Origin of the sequence: Bradyrhizobium zhengyangense (assembly GCF_022012435.1) — a bacterium.
GTDB lineage: Bacteria > Pseudomonadota > Alphaproteobacteria > Rhizobiales > Xanthobacteraceae > Bradyrhizobium > Bradyrhizobium zhengyangense.
In genome coordinates, this window is sequence record NZ_JAKLUA010000010.1 from 243423 (window position 1) to 267519 (window position 24097).

The 24097-nt window shown below is 64.0% G+C and carries 21 protein-coding genes; 8 read left to right on the forward strand and 13 right to left on the reverse strand.

Annotated features, from left to right (window positions below; genetic code table 11):
• Positions 1-151 precede the first annotated feature (151 nt).
• Together rpsU and L6637_RS27805 are read left to right on the forward strand one after the other, a co-directional pair.
• Positions 152-448, forward strand: a complete 297-nt coding sequence (gene rpsU / locus L6637_RS27800; RefSeq protein ID WP_027545547.1) for a 30S ribosomal protein S21 — start codon at positions 152-154, stop codon at positions 446-448.
• A 225-nt stretch (positions 449-673) separates the two neighbouring features.
• Positions 674-1324, forward strand: coding sequence for a tetratricopeptide repeat protein (locus tag L6637_RS27805; protein WP_237862931.1), 651 nt, complete (start codon positions 674-676; stop codon positions 1322-1324).
• 31 nt (positions 1325-1355) lie between these two features.
• Here the strand turns inward: L6637_RS27805 and L6637_RS27810 are convergent, their stop codons facing one another.
• The 9 genes from L6637_RS27810 to L6637_RS27850 form a co-directional block, all read right to left on the reverse strand.
• Positions 1356-2324 carry a hypothetical protein gene (locus L6637_RS27810; RefSeq protein WP_237872618.1) on the reverse strand — a complete coding sequence of 323 codons (969 nt, stop codon included), beginning with the start codon at positions 2322-2324 and terminating at the stop codon, positions 1356-1358.
• A gap of 93 nt (positions 2325-2417) precedes the next feature.
• Positions 2418-2702 carry a cupin domain-containing protein gene (locus L6637_RS27815; protein WP_237862933.1) on the reverse strand — a complete coding sequence of 95 codons (285 nt, stop codon included), beginning with the start codon at positions 2700-2702 and terminating at the stop codon, positions 2418-2420.
• A 26-nt stretch (positions 2703-2728) separates the two neighbouring features.
• Positions 2729-3826 carry a calcium:cation antiporter gene (locus tag L6637_RS27820; protein ID WP_237862934.1) on the reverse strand — a complete coding sequence of 366 codons (1098 nt, stop codon included), beginning with the start codon at positions 3824-3826 and terminating at the stop codon, positions 2729-2731.
• 60 nt (positions 3827-3886) lie between these two features.
• A complete protein-coding gene (locus L6637_RS27825) occupies positions 3887-4687 on the reverse strand; it encodes an alpha/beta hydrolase (protein ID WP_237872621.1) in 801 nt (266 codons plus the stop codon).
• A 21-nt stretch (positions 4688-4708) separates the two neighbouring features.
• Positions 4709-6109 carry an NAD(P)(+) transhydrogenase (Re/Si-specific) subunit beta gene (locus L6637_RS27830; protein ID WP_237862936.1) on the reverse strand — a complete coding sequence of 467 codons (1401 nt, stop codon included), beginning with the start codon at positions 6107-6109 and terminating at the stop codon, positions 4709-4711.
• A gap of 39 nt (positions 6110-6148) precedes the next feature.
• Complete coding sequence (locus tag L6637_RS27835) at positions 6149-6466, reverse strand: proton-translocating transhydrogenase family protein (RefSeq protein WP_014492434.1); 318 nt, start codon at positions 6464-6466, stop codon at positions 6149-6151.
• Positions 6467-6477: 11 nt separating this feature from the next.
• A complete protein-coding gene (locus tag L6637_RS27840; RefSeq protein ID WP_237862937.1) occupies positions 6478-7605 on the reverse strand; it encodes a Re/Si-specific NAD(P)(+) transhydrogenase subunit alpha in 1128 nt (375 codons plus the stop codon).
• Positions 7606-7747: 142 nt separating this feature from the next.
• The gene (locus tag L6637_RS27845) at positions 7748-7900 is read right to left on the reverse strand and encodes an aa3-type cytochrome c oxidase subunit IV (protein ID WP_018317799.1); all 153 of its coding nucleotides are present in this window, start codon (positions 7898-7900) and stop codon (positions 7748-7750) included.
• 208 nt (positions 7901-8108) lie between these two features.
• Positions 8109-10007 (reverse strand): M3 family oligoendopeptidase, encoded by a 1899-nt coding sequence (locus L6637_RS27850; protein WP_237872623.1) that lies wholly within the window; start codon positions 10005-10007, stop codon positions 8109-8111.
• Between the two features lie 127 nt (positions 10008-10134).
• Between L6637_RS27850 and L6637_RS27855 the strand changes: the two genes are divergently transcribed.
• The 3 genes from L6637_RS27855 (at position 10135) to L6637_RS27865 (ending at position 16125) form a co-directional block, all read left to right on the forward strand.
• Entirely contained in the window at positions 10135-11631 is a 1497-nt protein-coding gene (locus L6637_RS27855; RefSeq protein WP_237862939.1) for a sigma-54-dependent transcriptional regulator, read from the forward strand.
• 347 nt (positions 11632-11978) lie between these two features.
• Positions 11979-14234, forward strand: a complete 2256-nt coding sequence (locus L6637_RS27860; protein ID WP_237872625.1) for a L,D-transpeptidase family protein — start codon at positions 11979-11981, stop codon at positions 14232-14234.
• A 283-nt stretch (positions 14235-14517) separates the two neighbouring features.
• Entirely contained in the window at positions 14518-16125 is a 1608-nt protein-coding gene (locus L6637_RS27865) for a peptidoglycan L,D-endopeptidase MepK (protein WP_237872627.1), read from the forward strand.
• A gap of 11 nt (positions 16126-16136) precedes the next feature.
• Here the strand turns inward: L6637_RS27865 and L6637_RS27870 are convergent, their stop codons facing one another.
• The 3 genes from L6637_RS27870 to L6637_RS27880 all read right to left on the reverse strand — a co-directional run bounded on the left by L6637_RS27870 (position 16137) and on the right by L6637_RS27880 (position 17410).
• The gene (locus L6637_RS27870; RefSeq protein ID WP_237872629.1) at positions 16137-16562 is read right to left on the reverse strand and encodes a DUF1801 domain-containing protein; all 426 of its coding nucleotides are present in this window, start codon (positions 16560-16562) and stop codon (positions 16137-16139) included.
• A gap of 73 nt (positions 16563-16635) precedes the next feature.
• Entirely contained in the window at positions 16636-16908 is a 273-nt protein-coding gene (locus tag L6637_RS27875) for a DUF2312 domain-containing protein (protein ID WP_008546273.1), read from the reverse strand.
• A 196-nt stretch (positions 16909-17104) separates the two neighbouring features.
• The gene (locus L6637_RS27880; protein ID WP_237872631.1) at positions 17105-17410 is read right to left on the reverse strand and encodes a DUF1244 domain-containing protein; all 306 of its coding nucleotides are present in this window, start codon (positions 17408-17410) and stop codon (positions 17105-17107) included.
• A gap of 169 nt (positions 17411-17579) precedes the next feature.
• On the opposite strand from L6637_RS27880, the gene L6637_RS27885 reads away from it, so the two are divergent.
• Positions 17580-18182 (forward strand): DUF1036 domain-containing protein, encoded by a 603-nt coding sequence (locus L6637_RS27885; protein ID WP_237872633.1) that lies wholly within the window; start codon positions 17580-17582, stop codon positions 18180-18182.
• On the forward strand, positions 18179-19615 hold the full coding sequence (gene pyk / locus L6637_RS27890; protein WP_237862946.1) for a pyruvate kinase: 1437 nt from the start codon (positions 18179-18181) through the stop codon (positions 19613-19615). Before L6637_RS27885 ends, pyk begins: the two co-directional genes overlap by 4 nt.
• A gap of 431 nt (positions 19616-20046) precedes the next feature.
• Here pyk and L6637_RS27895 read toward each other — a convergent pair whose 3' ends face one another.
• Positions 20047-20916: a VOC family protein gene (locus tag L6637_RS27895; RefSeq protein ID WP_237872635.1), complete on the reverse strand. Its 870-nt coding sequence runs from the start codon at positions 20914-20916 to the stop codon at positions 20047-20049.
• 921 nt (positions 20917-21837) lie between these two features.
• Here L6637_RS27895 and L6637_RS27900 point away from each other — a divergent pair.
• Positions 21838-24078: a TOMM precursor leader peptide-binding protein gene (locus tag L6637_RS27900; protein WP_237872637.1), complete on the forward strand. Its 2241-nt coding sequence runs from the start codon at positions 21838-21840 to the stop codon at positions 24076-24078.
• Positions 24079-24097: the final 19 nt, after the last annotated feature.

Below are 24097 nucleotides of genomic sequence, written 5' to 3' on the forward strand. Positions count from 1 at the left end.
AATGGCTGAACTTGGCCCTAAACTCCGCTTCGCAGGTGGACATCCCAGGTTTTGTCTGATACATCCGCGCCCTCAAGGTTAAGGGCTTGCGCTTTTTGCCATCCCTTCGTCTTACCAGAATTCAAATCCGATCCACTGAAGAGGATGCCGCGTGCAGGTTCTCGTTCGCGATAACAATGTCGACCAAGCCCTCAAGGCGCTGAAGAAAAAGATGCAGCGCGAAGGCATTTTCCGCGAGATGAAGCTCCGCGGTCACTACGAGAAGCCCTCCGAGAAGAAGGCTCGTGAAAAGGCCGAAGCCGTGCGCCGCGCGCGCAAGCTGGCCCGCAAGAAGCTGCAGCGCGAAGGCCTGCTGCCGATGAAGCCGAAGCCGGTGTTCGGCGCTGGCCCCGGTGGCGAGCGTGGTGGCCGTGGCGGCCCCGGTGCAGGTCCGCGCGGACCGCGCTGATCTTGCCGAGATTGCAGGACTGAGTTTCGATAACGCGGGCTCCGAGCCCGCGTTATTTTTTTGTGAGCAGTGCCTTTCCGGGACGGGGCACTACAGATGCGGCGCTAAAGCGCGATGAGATCGGGATTGTTTGTCATCGCGCTTTAGGTTGTTGTTTGGGCATGATCTTTTCGGAAAACTTCTGCACACTTTTCCGGATCATGCTCTAGCGCGAGCGAACCGTAGATGGCCTTCCCTATCCCCCAGCCCGTCTTGGCGCGGCGACGCCGTATCTGGCGCAAGCCCCTTGCGCTGACCTTGATGGGGATCGCGCTGTGCGGCTGCTCCTTCGATCTCGGCTCATTGGGGCCGGAGAAGGACAAGCCGCAGGAAGCGCCCAAGGCGACCGCCGCGCCTGACAGCGCCGTCAGCGCTGCCAACGTCTCTGAGGCCCAGACCCACACGGAAAAAGCGCAAGGCTTTGCCAAGTCCGGCGAGACGCAGGCCGCACTGGACGAGTTCAACCGCGCCGTCGCGCTCGATCCCTATAATGCGCAGGCGCTCTACGGCCGCGCCCTGCTCTACCAGGGCAACAACGAGCACGACTTCGCGATTGCCGATTTCGGCGCCGCCAGCGGGCTCAATCCGCAGAAGGCCGAACCGCTGCTCGGCCGTGCCGTCAGCTATCTCGCCATCGGCAAGGTCAAGGAGGCGGCTGCCGATCTCGACGAGGCCTCCGAAGCCGATCCGCACAATGCTCAGGTCTGGACGACCCGGGGGCAGGCCTATGAGCGGCTGGGTGACAAGGCCAAGGCGGCGGCGTCCTACAACAAGGCAGTCAGCCTGCGCCCACGCGATGACGCCGCTCGCAGCGGCTTGGCCCGTGTCGGCGGCTGACAATTATGGGATGGCGTAGGCGCTATCCTGGCTAATCGGGGGTAGCGCTCTTCGGCAGAACCGCGTGGAACATCGACTTCATGCCCGACAACATTTCGTCGGCGACATTGGTCTTGGGACGCGGCATCGGCGCGCCGGCATCGGCGCGCAGGTCGAGCGGCGGGGCGATCACCGGGACCGGAATATCGGCCGGTGGCGTCAGCCGATTCGGATCGTCGTTGCCGATCGAGGCGGTGTACGGCGGATTCGCCTGCGACGCGGCGCCATTGCCATAGGCCTCGGGTGACGGCGTCGACACATTGATCGGCGGAGGCAGGGGACGCACCGTCGCTGGCACCGCGGTCACGACGCGCGGAGCCTCCGGCGTGCGGGATGCTTCCTGAACGGCAGGCTCCGGCGTCCTCTCGGGCGCCTTGTCGACCGACTTGGTCTCGGCAGGCTTGGCTTCGGCAGGCTTGGCTTCGGCAGGCTTGGCTTCAGTCGATTTGGCCTCGGCGGCCTTCTCGGCGGCCTTGCCCTCGGGCGACTTGCGCAGGCGCTCGATGGCAGCCCGGGCGAGATCGTTGGCGTCGGGGGTCACGGCCGGAGACGAATTGGCCTCAACCACGGGTGCAGCGGCGGGGGCTGCCGGGCTGGACGTGACGGGGGAGGACTTGGCAACCGCCTTCTCATGCGCGGGGGAATGACCGTGCGAAGCGGCCTCGTCCGCAGCCTTGGTGTCGGCAGCCTTGGTCTCAGCAGACTTGTCGGCCGCCGCCTTGTCCGCCGCGCTCTTGTCGGAAATGCTCTTCTCGGAAACGCCCTTGGCCTTCACGCCGGGGCCCGGGAGGTGGGCCACGTCAGCGGGCTTCTTGCCGGCGTCGGCAGGTGCGACGACTGCGGCTGGCGTATCCGCCGCCGGCCTGGCGTTGATGTAGTGGTTAACGATGTAGGCCCCGATGATCGTCGCGAGCACCGAGGGGAAAATATCCATCGAGATTTTAGCGAGGTATTTCAGCATTTCTCGGCCACTCCCCGCGCGATCTGATGCGGGAACTTTGGGGCATTGTAAGGGATCAACTGCGACGGATCGATGGCAAAGGTTACGCGCGCCTTACGCCTTCAGCTCAATCTCAAGGAACACGATCTCGGTTGAGGTTTCGTTAAGTACGTCGTGTTGGACGCCGGCCTTGCGGAAGTAGGATTTTCCCGCCGAGAGCTGCGCCTTGGAACGCTCCCCGCCCGGCGCCACGATGGTCATTTCGCCGGCGACGACGGGAACAATCACATAGTCCATTCCGTGGGTGTGATGCCCGGTCGCGCTGCCCGGGGCAAGCCGCCATTCGGTCACCCGGACCTCGTCATTGTCGATCTGGACTTCGGACCTGGCGGCAAGCATCGAGAACCTCTCTAAGACGAATCGGCTCAGGGCACGAACACCATGAACGCGTAGACGGCAAATACCACCATATGGACCAGTCCGAACAGGACATTGGTCCTGCCGGTGCCGAAGGTCAGCATGCTCAGCAAGAATGTCAGGAACAGCAGCGCCGTGTTCTGGGAATTGAGCCCCAGCACTAGCGGCTGGTCGATGACATAGGTGGCGAGCCCGACCGCCGGGATGGTCAGGCCGATGGTCGCCAGCGAGGATCCGAGCGCCAAATTGATGCTCTTCTGAAGATCGTTCTTGCGGGCCGCGGTGATCGCGGAGACGCCTTCCGGCATCAGGATCAGGAGCGCGACCAGAAGACCCGCAAAGGCCGGCGGAGCGCCGATCGTGTCGGCGACGGCGTCCACCACCAGCGAGAATTTCTTGGCCAGCAGCACGACGGCCAGGAGCGAGATCAGGAGCAGCGCGACGCTCAGCGCCAGCATCTTGCCCGACAGATGGGCCTCCCCGCTCTCGCCCTCCGCCCCCTCATGGACGAAATAATCCTTGTGCAGGACGGTCTGGGTGTAGAGGAACACGCCATAGAGCACGATGGTCACGAGGTCGACGAAGCCGAGCTGAAGCGTCGAATAGATCGGCCCCGGCGTCGTCAGCGTGTAATTGGGCATGATCAGCGTCAACGTCGCGAGCGCAATCAGCACGCTGAGATAGACGTTGGCTCCAGAGAGCTGAAACCCCTGTTCGCGGTAGCGCAGCCCGCCGATGAACACGCAGAGGCCGACGAGGCCATTGCAGACGATCATCACCACTGCGAAGACGGTGTCACGCGCAAGCGTCGGGGCGGGCTTGTCGCCGAGCATGATCGTGGTGATCAGCGCGACCTCGATGATGGTCACCGCAAGCGTGAGCAGCAGCGTGCCGAACGGCTCGCCGATCCGCTCCGCGATCACCTCGGAATGATGGACGGCTGCGAACACGGTGCCGAACAGGATCACCAGCAGGACGATCGCGAACAGGCCGCCCCCGGCCGACAGGGTGAAACCGTAGCCGGTCGCGGTGACGACCAGGAACAGCAGCACCGCCAGGGCCGGGAACACCCAGGACGACCGCGGCATCGGTCCGTGTACACTCATGCAGGCGATTCCTTCGTTGAACCGCCCGATTATGCGCGAGAAGATCGCGCCCGTCAGCCCTCAGGAGCCGTTGATGAAACCTCGCGCAATCTCGATCATGCCGAAGTTGTCGAGATCGTCGTGCCCGCCCTCAGCGAGTCGAACGAATTGCTTCGGCTCGTGCGCCAGCGCGAACAGCTTCTCCCCGAATGCGATCGGGATGGTTTGATCCTGCGCGCCGTGAACGACCAACAGCGGCACTGTGACGCCCGCGATCCGCTCGTCGGAATGAAGCGGATCCCGGATCAGGAGACGGACCGGAAGGAAGCGGAATTGCGCGGCCGCGACGTCTGCGATCGAGGTGTAGGGCGCCTCGAGGATCAGCTTGCGAACCGGATGCTCGGACGCGACGGCAACGGCAACACCGGTCCCAAGCGAGAATCCCCAGGCGACGATGCACTGGGCGTCGTAGCGTTCCGCCGCGAATGAATACGCGGCCGCGCCGTCGCGCAGCAGACCGTCCTCACTCGGCGCGCCGCTGGAGCCCGCATAGCCGCGATAGGACAGCGCGACGAGACCGGTGCCGTCAGCAATGATCGCCTTGAAGCGCCCGGCAAGGCCCGCAAGGAAATCGCCATTGCCGTGGAAGTACAGCACCACGTCGCGGCCGGGCTTCGGCGGCACGTGCCAGACGATGATCTTCTCACCGTCGGAGGTGGTGAGGACGTGTTCCTCGGCCTGCGGAAACCCTGCGGCGGCCGGTGCGGTGCGCTCAGTGGTCGGGATCGGAAACAGCATGCTGCGCTGTTTCACATAGAGCACGGCGAGACCTGCGAGATAGCCGGCGGCAGCGACGATGGCGATCCATTTCAGGAATGTCATCGCTGCGCCGGCTCTCCGGCGCTACATCGCCTTGACGATGTTCTCGGTGACCTTCTTGGCGTCGCCGAGCAGCATCATGGTGTTGTCGCGGTAGAACAGCGGATTGTCGATACCGGCATAACCCGACGCCAGCGACCGCTTGATGAACATCACCGTGCCGGCCTTCCAGACCTGCAGCACCGGCATGCCGTAGATCGGCGAGGTCTTGTCCTCTTCCGCCGCCGGATTGGTGACGTCGTTGGCGCCGATCACGAAGGCGATGTCGGCCTGCGCGAACTCGGAGTTGATGTCCTCGAGCTCGAACACCTCGTCATAGGGCACGTTGGCCTCGGCGAGCAGCACGTTCATGTGGCCGGGCATGCGGCCCGCGACCGGGTGAATGGCGTATTTCACCTCGACGCCTTCCTTCTTCAGCATGTCGGCCATTTCGCGCAGCGCGTGCTGGGCCTGGGCCACCGCCATGCCGTATCCGGGCACGATGATGACCTTGGAGGCGTTCTTCATGATGAACGCGGCATCGTCAGCCGAGCCGAGCTTGGCGGGCTTCTGCTCGCCACCTGCTCCGCCGCCGGCAGCAGCGGTCTCGCCGCCGAAGCCGCCGAGAATGACCGAAATGAAGGACCGGTTCATCGCGTGGCACATGATGTAGGACAGGATCGCGCCCGACGAGCCCACCAGCGCGCCCGTTATGATCAGCGCCGAATTGCCGAGCGTGAAGCCGATGCCCGCCGCGGCCCAGCCCGAATAGGAGTTCAGCATCGAGATCACGACCGGCATGTCGGCGCCGCCGATCGGGATGATCATGAGCACGCCGAGCGTGAGCGCCAGGATGACATTGAGCCAGAAGAACACCGGGCTGCCGGTGACAACGAGCCCGACGATGCAGGCGACCAACGCGACTGCGAGCGCGACGTTGATCACGTGCCGCGCCGGCAGGATGATCGGAGAGCCGCTCATCCGCGCCGACAGCTTGAGGAATGCGATCACCGAGCCGGTGAATGTCAGCGCGCCGATGGCGACGCCGAGCGACATTTCGACCAGGCTCTGGGTGTGGATGTTGCCGGGGGTGCCGATGTCGAAGGCCTCGGGCGCATAGAACGCGCCGGCGGCGACCAGCACCGCGGCCATGCCCACCAGCGAGTGGAAGGCGGCGACCAGTTCGGGCATCGACGTCATCGGCACGCGGCGGGCGATGACCGCACCGATCGCCGCGCCAATGGCGATGCCGACAATCACCAGCACCCAGGCGAGACCATCGGCCGGCGGATGGTTGGCGAGCGTGGTGGCGACCGCAATCGCCATACCGACCATGCCGAACAGATTGCCCTGGCGCGACGACGCCGGGCTCGAGAGTCCGCGCAGCGACAGGATGAAGAGCACCCCCGCCACGAGATACAAGAATGCAGAGAAGTTTGCGCTCATCTCAGGTCCCCATTGATCCCATCAGCCCGAGGTGGCCGCTTACTTCGACTTCTTCTTGTACATCGCCAGCATGCGCTGGGTGACAAGGAAGCCGCCGAAGATGTTGATGCAGGCAAAGATCAGCGCGACGAAGCCGAACGCGCGCGCCCAGCCCGAACCGCTCGAGACGTTGGCGACGCCGCCGGCCAGAAGCGCGCCGACCACGATCACCGAAGAGATCGCATTGGTGACGCTCATCAGCGGCGTATGCAGCGCCGGTGTCACCGACCACACCACGAAATAACCGACGAAGACGGCGAGGACGAAGATCGACAGCCGGAAGATGAAGGGGTCGACGACCTGTGCAGCATGCTCCATGACGGGCCTCCTTAAACCTTCGGCTGGAAGTTCGGGTGAATCACGGCGCCGTCCTTGGTCAGCGCGGTGGCCTTGACGAGCTCGTCGTCCCAGTTGACGGCGAGCTTCTTCTCTTTCTTGTCGACCATGGTCTCGATGAAGGAGAACAAATTGCGTGCATAGAGGCTGGAGGCCGAGGCCGCGACGCGGCCCGCGACGTTGGTGTAGCCGACGATCTTGATGCCATCTGTCTCGACGACCTCGCCCGCCTTGGCGCCCTCGACATTTCCGCCGCGCTCGACGGCGAGATCGACCAGCACCGAACCCGGCTTCATCGACCTGACCATCTCGCCCGAGACGAGCTTCGGCGCGGGACGGCCCGGGATCAGCGCGGTGGTGATGACGATATCCTGCTTCTTGATGTGCTCGGCGGTCAGCGCGGCCTGCTTGGCCTGGTACTCTTTCGACATCTCCTTGGCGTAGCCGCCGGCGGTCTGCGCGTTCTTGAACTCCTCGTCCTCGACGGCGAGGAACTTTGCACCGAGCGATTCCACCTGCTCCTTCGTCGCAGGCCGCACGTCGGTCGCGGTGACGATGGCGCCAAGGCGGCGCGCGGTCGCGATCGCCTGGAGACCGGCGACGCCGACGCCCATCACGAACACCTTTGCGGCAGGCACGGTGCCGGCCGCGGTCATCATCATAGGGAAGGCACGGCCGAAGGCCTCGGCGCCCTCGATCACGGCGCGGTAGCCGGCAAGGTTCGCCTGCGAGGACAGCACGTCCATCACCTGCGCACGGGTGATGCGCGGCATCAATTCCATCGCAAAGGCGGAAACGCCGGCATCGGCCATCGCCTTCAACGCGGCTTCGTTGCCATAGGGATCCATAATGGCGATGACGAGCGCGCCGCGCTTGTATTGCGACAGCTCGGAGGCCTCGGGACGCTTCACCTTGATGATGATGTCGGCATCCTTCAGCGCATCGGCGCTGACAGTGGCCCCCACCGCAGTGAATTCGGAATCGGGGAGGCCCGACTTGAGGCCCGCGCCCGGCTCGACGGCGATCTCGGCGCCCAGCGCCTTGAACTTCTTCACCGTATCAGGCGAAGCCGCGACCCGCGGCTCTGACGGATCGATTTCCTTGGCAACGGCGATCTTCATAGGTCCTCCGGCGGCGCGGGCCAGCGCACGCACAAAAAAGTAGCGTTACTCCCGCAGCGTTGCATACCGGCTTTAGAACCGGCTTGTTTGCAAATTTTGTGGGCAGCTGCCGCCACAGATGAAGGCAGCCGCCAAGGTCGATTTAGGTGAGGAAGATCGCCATCAGAATCACGATCAGCGCGACCGACGCCGTGCCGTACTTCACCAGCTTGATGAAGCCCTCGTAGGTCTGCTCGTGAGCAACGTAGTCGTTGCCGTCGGCGGTGCTGTACGCAACTTCGCTATGATCTGCCATGGATGTCCCCAGTCGAAAGTCGAATTCCTCGGCTGGGATACCTTAAACCTTCGGGCAGGGCAACGGCGCCAAGGCGCGGTTTTCCAGCAAATAGGCTCATTTGGAATCCCGATTATCGCGGATCCGGCGCGCGGAATTTGCTTTGCTGAACCGGGGTTCAACAGATGCCGCGCGGCAGCCCTGCCCTAAATCCAGGCATTCGCGCCCTTCAGCCCATCGCCTCCAGCTCGTCGATCATCCCGGCGATGACGCTCAAGCCCCCATCCCAGAATTTGGGATCCTTGGCGTCGAGCCCAAAGGGCCGCAGCAGCTCGGAATAATGCTTGGTGCCGCCGGCGGCGAGCATGTCGAGATAGCGCTCGGCAAAGCCCTCGGCCGCGTTCTCGTAGACGGCATAGAGCGAGTTCACCAGGCAATCGCCGAACGCATAGGCGTAGACGTAGAACGGCGAATGGATGAAGTGCGGGATGTACATCCAGTAGTTCTCGTAACCCGCCTTGATCTCGATCGCCGGACCCAGGCTCTCGCCCTGCACCGACAGCCAGAGCTCGCCGAGCCGCGTCGCGGTGAGCTCGCCGTTCTTGCGCTCGGTGTGGACGGCGCGCTCGAACGAATAGAACGCAATCTGCCGCACCACGGTATTGATCATGTCCTCGACCTTGCCGGCGAGCAGCGCCTGGCGCTGCTTTGCATTCTTGGTCTGGGCAAGCAGCCGCTTGAACGTCAGCATCTCGCCGAACACACTCGCGGTCTCCGCCAGCGTCAGCGGCGTCGGCGCCATCAGCGCGCCGTTCTTGGCGGCCAGCACCTGGTGCACGCCGTGGCCGAGCTCATGCGCAAGCGTCATCACGTCGCGCGGCTTGCCCTGGTAGTTCATCAGCACGTAGGGGTGCGCCGACGGCGTGGTCGGATGCGAGAATGCGCCGGGCGCCTTGCCCGGACGCACCGGCGCATCGATCCAGCGATCGGTGAAGAAGCGCTCGGCGATGTCGGCCATCTTCGGCGAGAAGCCGCGATAGGCCGTCAGCACCATGTTCCGTGCATCGGGCCAGCCGATGACGTCGGTCGCCGCGAACGGCAGCGGCGCGTTGCGGTCCCAATAAGCCAGTTTCTTCTTGCCGAACCACTTCGCCTTCAGCGCGTAATAGCGATGCGACAGTTTTGGATAGGCCGCGCGGACCGAGGCGACCAGCGCATCCACCACTTCGCGCTCGACGCGATTGTTCAGGTGGCGGGAATCCGCGACATCCTTGAAACCGCGCCAGCGGTCGGAGATGTCCTTGTCCTTGGCGAGCGTGTTGGTGATCAGCGCAAAGGTGCGCTCATTGGCCTTGAAGGTTTTTGCCAGCGCTTCCGCCGCAGCCTTGCGCTTGGCGCCGTCGCGGTCCTGCAGGAAATTCAGCGTCGGCTCGATCGCGAGTTCGTTGGCGCCGACCTTGAAGCGCAGGCCCGAGATTGTCTGGTCGAACAAACGGTTGAACGCGGAATAGCCGGTCTGCGCCTTTTCCAGGAACAGCTGCTCGAGCTTGTCGTCGAGCTGATACGGCTTCTCCTTGCGCAGATCCTCGATCCACGGACGATAATGCGCGAGTTCCGGGGTTTGCATCGCGCGAGTCAAAATATCGTCATCGATGCGGTTGAGTTCGAGCGCGAAGAACAAGAGATGCGTCGAGGCCGCCGTCAGCCGCTCGGAGACGTCGCCGTAAAACTTTGAAATCGCAGGGTCCACGCTGTCGCCGGCATGGACGAGACCGGCATAGGAGCCGAGACGGCCGGCGAGATCGTCGATCGCTTCATAGCGTCGCACGGCCTCCGCGAGCCATTTTCCGCCATCTTCGTTTGCTGTGCCTGTTGCGAGCTTGCCCTTGTAGTCGGTCTCGAACGTGACGCAATCGGCATCCATCGTTTCGAGATCGCGCGCCACTTCCGGCGCGTCGATCCCGGAATAGAGATCGGCAAGGTTCCACTCCGGAAGCTTGCCCGTCTTGCTCGCAGGCTTCGCGGAGGACTTTGCCTTGGGTGCCAATTTCTTGACGGCGGATTTCTTGGCGGCGGGCTTACGAAGAGCAGCGTTCTTTGTGAGAGCAGCTTTGGAGCGCGAAGTCATTGTGTGGGAAACCTGTGTTCAACAATCGCGACGGTGGGCGGGGGCATCAAGGTTTAAGAGTGCGTTAATCGGCTTCGGCCAGAGTGACCCGATTCGAGACAGATAGTAGTAGCGTGCGGGGAGCACCATGGCTGCCAGTATTTTGATCGCCGACGACGACGCCGTAGCTCGCCGCCTGGTCGAGAACATGGTGCAGAAATGCGGCTATGAGACGGTCGTCGTCGAATCCGGCGACGCTGCGATCGCCACCCTCACCGGCCCCGACGCACCCGCGATCGACGCGATGATCCTCGATCTCGTGATGCCCGGCCTCGACGGCATGGGCGTGCTGGCGAAAATCCGCGAGGCGGGCCTCAGCGTGCCCGTCATCGTGCAGACCGCCCATGGCGGCATCGACAACGTGATCTCGGCGATGCGCGCCGGTGCGGCCGACTTCGTGGTCAAGCCGGTCGGACTGGAGCGGCTCCAGGTCTCGCTTCGCAACGCGCTGAATGCCTCCGCGCTGAAGGGCGAATTGCAGCGCATCCGTCACAGCCGCGAGGGTCGGCTGACCTTCTCCGACATCATCACGCGCGCCGAAGCGATGGCGCCGGTGATGCGCGCGGCCCAGAAGGCGGCAAACTCGTCGATCCCCGTACTGATCGAAGGCGAGTCCGGCGTGGGCAAGGAGATGTTCGCCCGCGCCATCCATGGCAGCGGCGAGCGCAAGGCCAAGCCGTTCGTTGCGGTCAATTGCGGCGCGATCCCCGACAATCTCGTCGAGTCCATCCTGTTCGGCCACGAGAAGGGCGCCTTCACCGGCGCGACTGAGCGGCATACCGGCAAATTCCTCGAGGCTCACGGCGGCACGCTGTTTCTGGACGAGGTCAGCGAGCTGCCGCTGACCGCGCAGGTCAAGCTCTTGCGCGCACTGCAGGAGGGCGCAGTCGAGGCCGTTGGTGGCCGCAAGCCCGTGAAGGTCGACGTCCGCATCATCTCAGCGACCAATCGCAAGCTGCTGGACCGGGTCAAGCAGGGCCATTTCCGCGAAGACCTGTTCTATCGCCTGCACGTGCTGCCGCTGACGATCCCCTCGCTCAGGGCCCGCCGCGAGGACATCCCGCATCTGCTCAGGCATTTCCTGGCGCGTTTTGCCGCCGAGGAGAACCGCGCGATCTCCGGCGTCACTGGCGAGGCCGTGGCCCATCTCGCCCAGCTCGACTGGCCCGGCAACATCCGCCAGCTCGAAAACGCTGTTTACCGCGCGGTGGTGATGAGCGAGGGCGACCAGCTCGGCCTGGACGATTTCCCGCTGCTGGCCTCGCACCCGCATTCCGCGACGGAGATTCCGACCGCCCCGCTGATGATCGAGCCGATCGCGGCGCCCCCGGTGGTATCGGGTAGCGAAATACCCATCGCACCGCTGCCCCTGGCAGGATCCCTCTCCATGTTGACCCCGACCGGCGATGTTCGTCCGCTCGAGGACATGGAGAGCGAGATCATCCGCTTCGCGATCTCGCACTACCGTGGACAGATGTCCGAGGTGGCGCGCCGACTCAAGATCGGCAGGTCCACGCTGTATCGCAAACTCGACGAAGCGGGGGGTCCCGGACATGGCGGGAAAAGCGGCGAAGAGACGCACTGAACCTCATGCGAATGGCAGTTCGCGCGCATTCGTGAGGCGTCCGCAACCCGTTGAATTACGGCAAAATTCGGCTCCGGCCGGAACCGTGACTTGGAAGTGACAGACAGCGGGAAAAGCGCGGGGCAAAGCCGCACAATCCGTTGCAAACAGACTGTCTTGAAGTCAGTTTGTCGTGAGTTTCCCGGGGTAGCGCTAGCTGTGAAAACGGGGCCTGTATATCGTCTGCGTATGAATCGTTGCGTGCAGGCGTGTAACTTTCGAGAGGCCGGCGCGATTTAGCCGAAGCTCAATTAGGCGATAACGAAAGCTGTTCCACGAGGGACAGCTCACCCGAGGGGTGCGATACAATGCGTGACTGTTTGAACCACCGTGCAGGCTTTGACCGCGTTCTGGCGGTGGTCGCAGCGACCTTCATCACGGTGTCGGCCGGCTCGGCGCTGGCACAGGATCAGGCGCGCAGCAGCGCTGCCGAACTCGCGATCGAAGCTGCGATCCCGCGCCCCGAGCCCGCAAACGTTCCGCCCCCGACCGCATCCGACATCAAGCTCGACACCACCGCCACAGTTCAGGACGCTCCGAAGGATGCGGCCAAGGAGCCTGTGAAGGCCGAAGCCGCTCCAGCCGCAGAGAAGGTCGAAACCAAACCTGCCGACATCGCCACGACGCCCGCCGCCGAGGCGCCGAAGAGCGAGACGGCCACCACCGAACCTGCCAAGACCGAGCCCGCTAAGACCGAACCCGCCAAATCTGAAGCGGCCAAATCTGAGCCTGCCAAATCTGAACCGTTAAAGGCTGACACCGCAGCCGCGCCATCGGCCAGCCCCGCTGCTCCGGCGGCGGCAGCCGCAACTCCGGCCGCCGAGCCGGTGAAGGCCGCGAGCAACGTTCCCGCCGCCGACCAGCCGGTCGCCGACAAGATCAAGGACATCCTCGGGTCCAAGACCTCGCGCCATTTCGACCGCAAGAACGAACGTGCCGCCGCCGAGAAGTTCTACGGCGCCCGCGACTTCGCGCCGGTCTGGACGCAAGCCGGCAGCTTGACCGCTGCGGCCAAGGGCGTGATCGCGCGGCTGAAGGATGCGGCCTCCGACGGTCTCAATCCGGCCGACTATCCGGTGCCGGACTTCGTCGCCGCCACGACGCCCGATGCGCTCGCCGATGCCGAGCTGAAGCTCACCGCCAGCATGTTCGACTATGCGCGCCAGGCGCAGAGCGGCCGCATGCACTGGTCCCAGGTCAGCGCCGATATCCTCTATCCCGAGCATCCGGTCGATCCGAGCGAGGTGCTCACCAAGGTCACGACCGCAGCCGACGCCTCTGCCGCGCTCGACAGCTACAACCCGCCGCAGAAGCTCTACAAGGAGCTGAAGGCGCAGCTTGCCAAGCTGCGCGGTCAAGGCGACGGTCCGGTGATCGAGATCACCGACGGCCCCGCGCTGAAATACACCCCCGCCAAGGGCAAGAGGCAGGCGGAAATCGTCGCGCAGGACCCGCGCGTGCCGCAGCTTCGCGCCAAGCTGGGCATCACCGAGAACGCCAGCGACGACCATTATGACGCAACGGTTGCCGAAGCCGTGCGCAGATTCCAGGACGGCGCCGAGATGAAGGCGACCGGCGTGCTGGATGCGCCGACCGTGAAGGCGCTGAACAGCCCGAAGCGTGACAGGCAGATCGACACCGTGCTGGTGAACATGGAGCGCTGGCGCTGGCTGCCGCGCGACCTCGGCGCCCCCTCGCTCGGCGATGCCTATGTCATCCTCAACATTCCCGACTACACGCTGAAGGTGATGCAGCGCGGCCAGCAGGTCTGGACCACCCGCGTCGTCACCGGCAAGCCGGGCCAGCACGCAACGCCGCTGCTGACCGAGACGATGAAGTACATCACGGTCAACCCGACCTGGAACGTGCCGCCGTCGATCGTCTATGGCGAGTATCTGCCGGCGCTGCAGCAGGACCCGACCGTGCTTCAGCGCATGGGCTTGAAGCTCGAGCAGAACCGCGACGGCTCGGTGCACATCTCGCAGCCGCCCGGGGAAGCCAATGCGCTCGGCCGCATCCGCTTCAACTTCCCGAACAAGTTCCTGGTCTACCAGCACGACACGCCGGACAAGTATTTGTTCGCCAAGGACGAGCGCGCCTTCAGCCATGGCTGCATGCGCGTGCAATATCCGGATCAGTACGCCTCGGTCCTGCTCAACATCGCCATGCCGAACGAGCACTACACCCCGGAGCGCGTGCGCGGCATGTACGGCTCGGGTGAGGTCGACCTGAAATTCCCGACCCCGATCCCGGTCAACATCACCTACCAGACCGCGTTCGTGGACGACGGCGGCAAGCTGCAATTCCGCAAGGACGTCTATGGCCGCGACGCGACCATGATCAACATCCTGAAGAACGGCCGCGGCAAGGACCTCGAGAACGTCGTCGCCCATTCGCAGCCGAGCTATTCGCGCCCGGCAACGACGCTGCCCTCGGGTGTAGCGATCGCCAACAATGGCGGCTCGTCCGGGTTGAACTTCTTCGAGCGGCTGTTCGGCGGCGGCGCCCCGGCTCAGCCGCCGGCTCCGGTTGGCCGCCGGCAGCAGCGGGTCTTCACCCGCTGAGCCGCGGCCTGCCCTCAATCCCTGAAATTCTTCAATAGAATCAGCGACCCTTTCCTCTGGATAGGGTCGCTTAACGTTAACCATTCTCCACCCGAGTTCGGGCGGCTGGCGTTTTTTCGCCACACTCAACCGGTTAGGATTGTAGTCTGACTTGGTTTGGGGGCGGGAAGGTCAACCTCGGATTAACCTTCTCGCTTTAAGAAAGCGTTCATCCTCTTTCGCGCGCTAACGGGGTTGGCGGGAGAGTCCATTTTGAACGCTCGTCGACTGGGTGGGCTCATTCGTGCTGACTGGTTTCGCACGCAAATTCGCTGCGTTGTCGCTGTCCCATGCGGGAGTGAAGGTCGGATCTCGGATCGGCCTCGCTTCGCTGGTGCTGTTTGCGGCTGCCGGCTCGGTCCATAACGCCGCGGCGCTGAACGAGACCAAGACGCTCTCCTTCCACCACACCCATTCGGGCGAAGACCTTACGGTCACCTTCAAGCGCGACGGCCGCTACGACGAAGCCGCGCTGAAGACGCTCAACCATTTCCTGCGCGACTGGCGCACCCAGGACGAGACGGTGATGGACCGTCACCTGTTCGACATCCTCTGGGAAGTCTATCGCGACGTCGACGGCAAGCAGCCGATCCAGATCATCTCCTCCTATCGCTCCCCCGCCACCAACGCCATGCTGCGCCGCCGCTCCTCGGGCGTGGCGCGCTTCAGCCAGCACATGCTGGGCCATGCGATGGACTTCTACATCCCGAACGTTCCGCTGGAGCAAATCCGCTTCGCGGGCCTCCGCCTGCAACGCGGCGGCGTCGGCTTCTACCCGACCTCCGGCTCGCCCTTCGTGCATCTCGACACCGGCAGCATCCGGCACTGGCCGCGCATGACGCATGACCAGCTCGCCCGCGTCTTCCCCGACGGGAAGACGGTGCATCTGCCAACCGACGGTGTGCCGTTGAAGGGCTATGAGCTGGCCAAGGCCGAGATCGAGCGTCGCGGCGGTGGCGACGATGGCGCCGGTAAGCCAGACTTCTTCGCCGCCCTGTTCAAGAGCAAACAGGCTCCGGCAGCCAGTGCCGACGAGGATGACGAGGGCGCTCCCGCCCCGGCCGCCAAGCCCACCGTGGTCGCCGCCGCGAGCAAACCCGCCGATCCTGTGCCGACGCCGCGCGCCAAGCCGTCGGTCGCCTCCGCCATCCAGCTCGCCTCGGCCGATGCCCAGCTCGTTGCGCCGCCGAAACCGAAAGCTGAGCCGAAGCCCGAGCCCGTGGCTGACAAGCCGGCAGCCCGCAAGTTCGAGTCCCCGGCCGACATCATCAATGCCCGCGGCTTCTGGGATACTCCGGCCGCGCCGCAGCAAGCGACACCGGCGCAGATTGCAGCACTCAGGGCGCGCCAGGCGCTGGCCGCCGCGACCGATCCGCAACCGACCGCGAGCGTCTCCAACGCCGCCTATCAGGCGCTGGCCTTTGCGCCCGCTTCCGCCTCGCCAGTCGACCGCTCCCGCGTCGTCGCCGCCTCGGCGCCAATCCCGCACGGCGTGCGTGCGGCGTCCGTCGCCCGCAACGCTGCGCCGGCCACCGAGATCAACACCGTCGTCGGCAAGAGCACCGAAGGGATGATCGCAACCGCAACGCGGCTCTCCGCGGCCAAGGGCGAGAGCATCTGGCTCAAGATCGTGATGCTGTCGCCGAGCGCCAGCCGGGCGATGTCTGTCACGCTGATGGGCGAGCTCGATATGGCTGCGATGCGCGCTTATTTCGTCAAGCCGCAGGCCGTGGTCGCAATGGGCTTCACCGACGATCCGATGCATGGCCTGTCCTGCGACGGTTTCTCGGGCAGCGCGACCACGAAGATCGAGACGACGTCCTTCGTCATGCGCACGGCCGCGCTGCGCTAAAGGCCGATCGCCTAGCGCGCCCTCTTTCCCCACCGATCCAGATGATAGGTCAGCGCCAGCGACAGGCAGACCGATAGCGCCTGCTTCGGCAGTTTGCCGGCCACCGGCAGCAGCAGAGCCCGGGTCTGCCGATATTCGAACTGATCGGGAAAGCGCTCGCGGAACGTGTCGACGAGCGTCGTCTTGCAGTTGAACAGAATGGCAGCGTGGTCGGAGTCCTTGAGGCGGCCGAGCCGGATGGTCGAACCGCTGCCTGTCTCATCGGTCAGGTAGGCAGGCTCGCCCCATTTCAGCGTCTCGGTGAGACGGCCGACATTGTCATCCGCCGCCGCGATCGCAAAAATCAGGTCGCGCACCTGGAACAGCCGCTTGCCGATCGGCGCCGGAAGAGCGCCGAAGGCACTGATCACTTCACGCGGCAGCGACGGCGCAGTCACTGACGTCTCCGTTCACAAACGAAGTGCAACAGCCGCGATTTGTAGCCCGAGTGACGTCGGAGGCGCAAACGCCTCAGATCATCCCCAGCGCCTGCATATAGGTCTCGAGAATCGTCTCGGCCTCGGCGCGCTCATTGGGGTCCTGCTTGCGCAGGCGCACGATGGTGCGCAGCGCCTTGACATCGTAGCCGTTGCCCTTGCTCTCGGCATAGACGTCGCGGATGTCGTCGGAGATCGCCTTCTTCTCTTCCTCCAGCCGCTCGATGCGCTCGATGATGGATTTGAGCTGGTCCTTGGCAAATTTCGTCGCGGGCTCGTCGTCGCGGACGGCGGCGGAGGTGGCCATCTTGGTACTCCCAATGGAACTGGCAAAACGAGGTGACGCCGGCATCCACCGCGCGTGCTGGGTAGACCCTTAGGGTTGACGCCGTCAGCGTTCAAGCAAGCATCGCGCTCGTCCACAGCGCGCCCACACCTTCCTGCAGGTGAGCAAAGAAAGCTGTTGTGTGGTGCGACTCAGGCCGCGGCGCGGACAGTCCCCCTCAATGATTGTGGGGATGAACCTTCTTCATCGCCTCGATCTGTTCGGCGGTGGCCGTGCCCTGGTACTTCGCCTTCCAGCTCTCGTAGGGCATGCCGTAGACGGCTTCCCGGCTCTCATCCTTGCTCAGCGCGACGCCTTGGGCGTCCGCGGCGTCCTTGAGCCAGTTGGACAGGCAGTTGCGGCAGAAGCCGGCCAGATTCATCAGGTCGATGTTCTGGACGTCGGTCCGCGTCTTCAAATGATCGACCAGGCGCCGGAAAGCGGCCGCCTCGAGCTCCGTTCTGGTTTTGTCGTCAATGGCCATGGCTGGATTCCTCGGCTGCGCCCTTGATGGTGGTCACCCTTACGGGATCAGGTGGGGTCCTGTCACAGATTTTGCCATATCGCGGCGCAAACGGCCGCTGGGCCAACAAATGGGCAGGTCCCCGGCCCCTACGCCAAATCGTCAATCATCTGGTATACGTTCCGCGACAATGATCGCCGAATCTCCCCGCTCCCCCCTTCGCCTGCTCGCCCGGTTGGTCCCGGTGCTGGCGGTTGGCTTATTGTGCCTCTGGGCCAGCCCGGCCTCGGCCGACTTCCGCCTCTGCAACAACACCTCAAGCCGGGTGGGCATCGCGCTCGGCTACAAGGACGCCGACGGCTGGACCACCGAAGGCTGGTGGAACATCTCGTCCCGGTCCTGCGAGACCCTGCTGCGGGGAACGCTGGTCGCCCGCTACTATTACATTTACGCGATCGACTATGACCGCGGCGGCGAATGGTCGGGGCAGGCTTTCATGTGCTCGCGCGACAAGGAATTCACCATCCGCGGCACCGAGGATTGCCTGGCGCGCGGCTATGACCGGACCGGCTATTTCGAAGTCGATACCGGCGAGCAGCGGGCCTGGACGGTGCAGCTCACGGACGCCAACGAGCAGCCTTCTGCGCAGCCGCGTGTCCCCGGCATGCCCGGCCCTGTTGGTCCTGGTGGCGGCGTTCCGGGTTTGCCCAATAGTCCGCCCGGTGGTACGCCCCCCGCCGCACCTGGCCTCCCGCCAGCTCCCTCGTCACCACCGTCTGGAAATAAGCCATGAGGCGCCTTCGCCGTATCAAGATTCTCGCGACCCTTGGACCTGCCTCTTCGGACCTCGCGATGATCCGCCGCCTGTTCGAGGCTGGCGCCGATGTGTTCCGCATCAACATGAGCCACACTCCGCATGACAAGATGCGGGAGCTGGTGGCGACGATCCGCAATGTCGAGAGTAGCTACGGCCGTCCGATCGGCATCCTGGTCGACCTCCAGGGCCCGAAGCTCCGGCTCGGGGCATTCGCCGAAGGCGCGGTGCAGCTCCAGAACGGCCAGACCTTCACGCTCGACTCCGACAAGACCCCGGGCGATGCCACCCGGGTCAACCTTCCCCATCCCGAGATTCTGGCCGCCCTGCGGCCCGGCCATGCGCTGCTGCTCGACGACGGCAAGGTGCGGCTGATCGCGGAAGAGACCACCAAGGAGCACGCGGTGACGCGCGTCGTGGTCGGCGGCAAGATGAGCGACCGCAAGGGCGTCAGCCTGCCGGACACCGACCTGCCGGTCTCGGCGATGACGCCGAAGGACCGCGCCGACCTCGAGGCGGCCCTCGTCACCGGTGTCGACTGGATCGCGCTGTCCTTCGTGCAGCGCGCCGACGACGTGATCGAAGCCAAGAAGATGATCCGCGGCCGCGCCGCCGTGATGGCCAAGATCGAGAAGCCGCAGGCGATCGACCGTCTCGCCGACATCATCGAGGCCTCCGACGCGCTGATGGTGGCGCGCGGTGACCTCGGCGTCGAACTGCCGCTCGAGCGCGTGCCGAGCCTGCAAAAGCAGATGACGCGCATGGCGCGCCGCGCCGGCAAGCCGGTGGTGATCGCGACCCAGATGCTGGAATCGATGATCCAGTCGCCGGTGCCGACCCGCGCCGAGGTCTCCGACGTCGCCACCGCCGTCTATGAGGGCGCCGACGCTATCATGCTGTCGGCGGAGTCGGCGGCCGGCAAATTCCCGGTCGAGGCGGTCTCGACCATGAACCGCATCGGCGAGGAGGTCGAGCGCGACCCGATCTATCGGGACGTGATCATGGCCCAGCGCCCCGCGCCGGAATCCACCGCCGGCGACGCCATCGCCGATGCCGCCCGGCAGATCGCCGAGACGCTCGACCTGCCTGCCTTGATCTGCTGGACCAGCTCCGGCTCGACTGCGGTGCGCGTGGCGCGCGAGCGGCCGAAGCCGCCCATCGTGGCGATTACGCCGAACATCACGGCCGGGCGCCGGCTCGCGGTGGTCTGGGGCGTGCATTGCGTGGTGGCTGAGGATGCGCGCGACCAGGACGACATGGTGAACCGCGCCGGCCAGATCGCGTTCCGCGACGGCTTCGTCCGCGCCGGACAGCGCGTGATCATCGTCGCCGGCGTGCCGCTCGGCATTCCCGGCACCACCAACATGGTGCGCATCGCCTCGGTCGGCCCGGAGGGCGAGGCGAATATCTAAGGCGGCCGGCAGGCCGCCGACCAAAACGCGAAAACAACCCCATGCACAGTAGCGGGCTGGCCTAAAGCGCGATGAGATTGGGTTGAATCGTCATCGCGCTTTAGCTCCTTGTTTGAGCATGATCTCCGCGCAAACGCGTTCCGCGTTTGTCGCGAGAGAAAACCGCTTCACACTTTTCCGGATCATGCTCTAAAGCGTGATGAAATTAGGTTTGGTCGGCGGTCCGTGTTTCACCTCTCCCCAACGGGGAGAGGTCGGATTGCTATGGCGCGCAATTGCGCGCCTGAGCAATCCAGGTGAGGGGCCGCGGCGCACAGTGAGACTGTAACCCCTCACCCGGATCGCATCTTACGATGCGATCCGACCTCTCCCTGCGGGAGAGGTGACTCGAGTTCTTGGCGCGCATCGATTCATCCCAATCGCATCGCGCTTTAGCGCTTGGTCTTGTGGATCACCATCCTGCCCCGTGAAGCAATGCCCTCCCATTCGGAGGACCAGCTGACTTCCGAGCTCGAGGATCTCCCGACGCCCTTGTGATCCCAAGCGCCCTGCAGCGCAAACAGGGCGCCCTGGGGGTCGACGCATCGCACGATCCAGCCGCCATCGGGCAACTCGATCGGCTGGTGAAGGACCCGGCCCCCGCCGGTCATGACCCGCCGGGCCGCGGCGCCGATGTCCTCGACATTGAAGTAGTGAAGCCAACAGGCGTGCGCTACGCTCGGTAGCTTGGTGAGCATGCCGCCGATCGTCTGCCCGGCCACCGAAAACAAATCATACACGCTTGCCGGATCCACTTCGGCGGAGGCCTGTCGCCAGCCGAGAACCTTGCCATAAAATGGAAAAACCGTGCGTCGGTCTTCAGCCAGCAACTCGTGCCAGCCCACGCGCCCGGGCTGATACGACCCGCTCGTTTGCATCAGGCCAAATGCCAGCCGGCTGACCAACGCAAACGCCGCTCCTTGCGGATCGGCGACCACCGAAATGCGGCCGATGTTGCTGTCGGTCGGAGACACCAGGATCGCGCCTCCCAGTCGGAGGATCTGCGCGACCGTCGCATCCATGTCATCGACGCCGACGTAGCCCAGCCATCTCGGCGTTGCCCCCATCCGTACTCCCTCTTCGGGGAGATCCATGAGCCCGACGACCGGAGCAGCACCCGCCGTCAGCAGCGTGTAGGCAAGTTCCGGGCTCGACGCATCCTTCACGGCCCAGCCGACAATTTCGGCGTAAAAGGCAGCTGCCGACGGCACATCCGTCGTCAGAAGCTCATACCAAACGAAGCGTCCAAATTGATCGGCCAAGCTCGCCTCTCCGGTTGAGCTCCCTGACGATTGCGCACCGCATCACGGCCGTCCATCGATATCGACGAAAAATTACAGTGATGTCATTCATGAAGATGAATGCGTGCGAACGGGCCCATACTCTTTTGTGTATCCGCGAATCTTGCCCGCCCTTTTTGCTCGGCGTAGGATCATCAGCGAAGATCGGACCTGAAGCCATGGAGGATGCGGCCATGCGGCGGACGAGACAAGCTTCGAAAAAGAACAGCAAGACCAAAACCGCAATGCCGGCGCTCGGCCTCGCCGGACTGACGTTTTCGCTGGCGGGAAGCGCGGCAGCGTCCGCGTTGCCGACAGGCGATGTTCAACAAAGGCCGAACTCCAATTCCGGTCGGTACACGGCGCTCAGCGAAGAAGAACTCGCCGACGTCAGCCTCGCTACTTTTCATCTGGCCTACGACAAGAAAGAATTGAGCCATGTGCTGCTGGCTCGGGGATGCGGTGGTTGTCGCGGCTGCGGAGGCTGCAGAGGGTGTGGTGGCTGCAGAGGTTGCGCAGGTTGCCGAGCCTGTCGCTGCGGCGTCGGTTGCGGTGGCTGTGGCGGCTGCGGCGTTGGCTGGATCGGCCTGCCGTTGCCAGTGCCGGTAGCTTGCACGGGATGCTGCGCATCATGGGGGCGCTGCCGCTGGTGCTAGGCCAGAGCATCTGACTCGACATCGACATGATGCAATTTCATTGGCCGGGCTCGCACACGACCCGGCCAATTTGCTTTCGTCGCCACCGCGTTCGCTTCGTCTCCCTGCTCGGCTTGCCGATGGCGAACGAGTGTGTTCCAACTCATGTCAAGAAATCCGGTAGCGCTCGGCACAAGTCGGGCCAGCAAGACGTTCGTCGTACACCAACGACCGAACATGGCGGAAACAGGATCAGCGTGCGCCCCCGATGACAATCAAGCGAAAGAGCCGCACCGCGAAGCCGACCCGCAAGACCGTTTTGCGTTTCGCGCCAAACTTCACCGCCTACCTGCTTCCTCCCAATGTGGTCTGTCTCTATTCAGAGAACCGCAAATTTTTCCTGCATGGTGATCTCTATTGCGCAGTGGCGAGCGCGATCGGAAAGAATGGCCGTGCTGCCCAGGATATCATCCGCCAGCTCTCGAAACACTTTCCCGTGGCCGAGATCGAGGAAGCGATCCGGCGTCTGCTGGAGCGCCGCTACGTCGTCAGCGGGGCATCGCACGCGAGCCCCGTTGATGGATATTGGGCAAGCCTCGGCCTGCCTGCCGAAATCGCCGAAGAGAACCTGCGCAACTGGCCGGTGCGGGTGGAATCGATCGACGTCAAGGGTGCCAGCGAGCTGAGCGCGGCGTTGACCAAGCTCGGAGTTCAAATCGCCAAGCGGTCGCCCAAACTCATCGTCACGCTTGTGAACGATTATCTCGAACCGACGCTCGCCGAATTGAACCGGGAACGCGTCACCGATGGAACGCCCTGGCTGCTGGTTCAGCCCTCCGGCGTTTTTCCATTGGTGGGGCCGGTGTTCAAGCCGGGCGAAAGCGCCTGCTGGACCTGCCTGCACGATCGCATGATCCGCAATCGCGAGATCAAGGGATTTCTCGCTCGCGGGGCGGCGCAAGCGGTCGCAACATCGCCCCTGGTCAGCGAGAGTGTCGGACAGACCGGGGTCCACTTCGCTGCCATTGAAATTGCAAAGGCGATCGCCTCCGGATTTCGCACTGATCTCAGCGATCACATCGCAAGCGTCGACCTCACCGGGGCCGCCATCGCCAAGCACTACGTTGCGAAACGTCCGCAATGCGCGACCTGTGGCAGCAAGAAATTGAGGAATCCGCGGCGGGCGGCAGCGCCGATCGAGATTGCCGAAGGCAGACGGCTCGTCATGACCAGCGGCGGATACCGCACCGTGACGTCGCGGGCCACCGTGGCGCGGTTCCGCAAACACGTCAGCCCGCTGACCGGCGTGGTATCCAGGCTCGAGCGGATCGAAGCCGATCTGCCGATGAACACCAATTTTTTCGCTTACCATAATTTCTCTGCGCCGGCGTGGAATGTCGACCAACTCAGGTCCGGCCTGAGCGGCGGCAGCTTCGGCAAGGGCTCCACGGCCGAGCAGGGCGAGGCCAGCGCGCTGATGGAGGCGATCGAACGCTATTCCGGCATTTTCCAGGGTGACGAGATCAGGACGACGCGACGCTTCGCCGATTTCGCTCCCGGTGAGGCGCTTCTGCCAAACGACGTCCAGTTCTTCAGCGACCTGCAGTTCCAAAACCGGCATATCCCTCTGCCCGACGATTCACATCCGGTTCCCGAGCCGTTCGATCCCTCGATGAAGACCGAATGGTCGCCGGTCTGGTCGATGCGCGACAAGCGGTTCAAATATCTTCCGACTGGCCTCTTGTATTTCTTCTATGGCGGCTTCCACACGGATTCGAACGGTTGCGCAGCCGGCAACACACGCGAGGAAGCCATCGTTCAAGGCTTCCTCGAACTGGTCGAACGCGATGCCTACGCGATCTGGTGGTACAATCGCGTGCAGCGTGCGGAAGTCGATCTCGCAGAATTCGAGGATTCCTACGTACGGGATCTGCAGCGCCAGTTTGCCGATGCGGGACGCCGGCTTTGGGTCCTCGACATCACCAGCGATCTCGGCATTCCCTCTTATGTTGCGATCATGCACTGGATGCAAAATGGGCACGAGAACATCGAGTTCGGGTCCGGTTCGCATTTCGATCGCCGCATCGCCCTGCTGCGTTCGCTCACCGAGCTGACTCAGTTCATGTCGATTGGCTTGATGGACGGCGGAAGCGGCGAGAAGCCATCGCTTGACGGTGTCACGCCGCTGCGGCTCGACGATTATCCGTTCCTGATCCCGAGCGACAATCCGGTGATCCCGCCGGCGCCTGATATCAAGCTTCACGACAATACGCGCGACCAGGTCAATGCCTGCGTCGAGATCGCGGTCCGCGCCGGATACGACTTCCTCGTGCTCGACCAGACACGACCCGACGTCGAGGTCCCCGTCGTCAGAGTGCTTGTCCCGGGCTTGCGGCATTTCTATCGTCGCTTCGGGCCCGGCCGGCTTTACGATGTGCCGGTGAAGCTTGGGCTGCTGGACCGCCCACGCCTGGAAAGCGAACTGACCCCGTTCCTGCCGCACACTTGAAGGCTGCTTCCGTGCGCAC